At 36.9% G+C, this 1,637-nt stretch carries 2 protein-coding genes; one reads left to right on the top strand and one right to left on the bottom strand.

Going from position 1 to position 1,637, the window contains the following annotated elements; translation table 11 throughout:
• Window positions 1-260 precede the first annotated feature (260 nt).
• Window positions 261-596: a helix-turn-helix domain-containing protein gene (locus AC1DRF_RS26710; protein WP_013056901.1), complete on the top strand. Its 336-nt coding sequence runs from the start codon at window positions 261-263 to the stop codon at window positions 594-596.
• A gap of 103 nt (window positions 597-699) precedes the next feature.
• Here AC1DRF_RS26710 and AC1DRF_RS26705 read toward each other — a convergent pair.
• Window positions 700-1,637: FAD-dependent monooxygenase (locus tag AC1DRF_RS26705; RefSeq protein WP_477742155.1), on the bottom strand; the 938-nt coding region annotated here is incomplete at its 5' end.

Raw genomic sequence — 1,637 nt, 5'->3', positions numbered from 1 at the left:
GGTATAAGCATCGAGGAAGTTAGACAATTTTTACAAAGCATTAGTTCAAATGCTTAGCCGATACAATGATAAGGGAATAAATCGTTCCCAAGTATAGATAACCTTTATAACCAGTCTCAAGCTATCTTCACTAGATGCATAATCACCCTTTTTTAGATGTATAATCACCCCTTTATGGTAAGAACGTTTATTTATAATGCACGGTAAAGTGAAATTATGGTATTATTATCGATAAGTAAGCATTAGTAAGGGTGATTAAAATGACAATTGGCCAACGTATTCGAGATCTCAGAACGAAACAAGGAATATCGCTAACAGAACTTGCAAACCGAGCGGGTGTTGCTAAATCGTACATATCTTCAGTAGAAAGAGGAATTCAGCTCAACCCATCTATTCAATTTCTAAACAAAATTTCTACCTCATTGAACGTGAGTATTGATAGATTAATTCATGAGCCTATGGATAAATCTGAATCGTTGGATATTGATGATGAGTGGCTTGAGTTAGCAAAAGAAGCAGCGGAGTCAGGAATAAGCAAAGAGCAGTTTAAACAATTTCTTGAATTTCAAAAATGGCAGCGGGCAAAGCAAGATTAACTTCGCGGAATATACATAAAAGAGAACTTACACAGAATAACTGCTAAAAAATCATGATTACAAAAAAGAGATTCCATTTATCTATGGAATCTCTTTTTTAGGCTTAAGAAGAAATAAAATGGGACGAGAATTCTTTTTCTCGCTGAAACTGAATACGTTCAAGAGTTATTAATTTAGGCTTTCTTTTCTGTTCAAACTGTCTCAATGTTTCTGAAATCCCTTTGTTTTGATAAAAAACTTGATGCAGTAAGTCAGACAGTAAGTCAGCATCTTTTAATGACTCGTTTAATCCAAAAGCTCCAGTGGGAGTCATCGTATGAGCAGCATCCCCTAATAATAACAGGTGATGCTTTGACCACACTTCGCTTATGCTGCTTTGCACAGAAAGAAGCGTAAAGTCTGACCACGACGTAATAAACCTTTCTATTGAAAGGTTTAAGCTAGGGAAAGCGTCTATTAAACGCTGAATAAACGGTCTAAATGATTGTTTCCGAAGAGCAGGATAGCTGCCTTTTTCAATATTCCATCCGATTTGAACAAAGCCTTTTGCTTGAGAAAAAAGCGCCACCTGCTGCTGCTTCACAAGTGCAAATTTAATAGAAGGCTCCCAATTGGCTGGTGCAGGAATTTTCGCCCAAAGCAAATCGTATCCATGATTATGAATATTGGTTTTTATGTGCGCAAGTTTGCGAACAGTTGAATATCGGCCATCTGCTCCAATAATGATTTTACTTTCAACTATTATTTCACCCAGGCCTTTTTGCTGAGCTTTTATTCCAGTATATTGTCCTTTTTCATTCTGCGTTAGCTCCGTTACTTTTGTGCCCAGCATAAGTTTGTAGGAGGGATGGATGCTTGCTTGGTTATTTATAGACTGAAGGAGATGCTGCTGTGGCACATGAATTCCTGCATGTCCAAGTTCAGATTCTATCGTTTTGAATATATGTCCATCCTTCCAGTATTCGACCCTAGACATTCGAAGGAGGCCTAAACTTTCAATTTCTTCRAATATATGATGTTTCTTAAGAATCATTTCTCCAT

Source organism: Priestia sp. P5_B4, from assembly GCF_056400385.1.
The sequence above is the reverse complement of the archived record's forward strand: the minus strand, read 5'-3'. Positions and strand labels throughout refer to the sequence as shown.

Coding starts and splice junctions, on each gene's coding strand:
- AC1DRF_RS26710 (WP_013056901.1), top strand. CDS start 261: ATGACAATTGGCCAACGTATTCGAGATCTCAGAACGAAACAAGGAATA.